The organism is Psychrobacter sp. AOP5-GZ1-6, assembly GCF_052376345.1.
Classification (GTDB): Bacteria; Pseudomonadota; Gammaproteobacteria; order Pseudomonadales; family Moraxellaceae; genus Psychrobacter.
In genome coordinates this window covers 1-740 of the sequence record NZ_JBQSVP010000318.1, presented here as the reverse complement: position 1 = coordinate 740, position 740 = coordinate 1, and the positions used below count along the sequence as shown (strand labels likewise).

Here is a 740-nt window from a genome sequence, read left to right as displayed (position 1 = left end):
TTATATAGCATTAACTATAAATCAACACTGGACCAAAACCTTAATAGCAACCAGCTTATTATCCAAAAAGCTTAGCTGTAATGACTCATCACTGGTCTTTTCACGGATTGAGTACATCGTATCGTAAGCTGTTTTTATATTAGTAGACTCTATGCCAACAGTATGGTCTGAGACGGTTGCCTCATTTTCATCAACTTCAAATTTTTCAAAGTTTAAGCTTTTGGGATTGAAGTTGTTATCGATTAATAGTTCATTGTATTTAATACGAAGCCCATCAGGAATGCCCACTATTTTCATGATCACACCCTGATCCCCTGTGATATCAACTTCCATATTGCCATACTGATAAATGGCTTCTTCCCCACTCTCACCTATCTCGGCTTCCGTAAAAAAACCGCCACACTCAACGTCACTAAGTTTCTTAAATTCACCGTCGAATGTGGACGTGCTTTTAATTTGATCTAGACTAAAAGATTTACCAAGCTCGATTTCTCTTATATTTGCGTCAGAATATTTCTCTATTTTTATATTACTATCGGAAGCTTCTGCATCTGATGTGGTAATGCCTCTGCTACACGAGCAAACTAAAAAAGATATAGCAAATATGAACACATACTTATTAATCACATGACCACCCTCTGGAACTGAAAAATCTTCATACTAACGGTCATAACAAGAGACAAATTCTCTAATCGCCCAGCCCCATTGCCTATACTCGCCCTTATAGTAACCTTCTAGGG

1 protein-coding gene is annotated in these 740 nt (G+C 37.4%); it reads right to left on the bottom strand.

Features of this window, described 5'->3' with window-relative positions; translation table 11 throughout:
• Positions 1-21: 21 nt before the first annotated feature.
• The gene (locus tag ACT3RN_RS16005; RefSeq protein ID WP_192992645.1) at positions 22-627 is read right to left on the bottom strand and encodes a hypothetical protein; all 606 of its coding nucleotides are present in this window, start codon (positions 625-627) and stop codon (positions 22-24) included.
• Positions 628-740 lie beyond the last annotated feature (113 nt).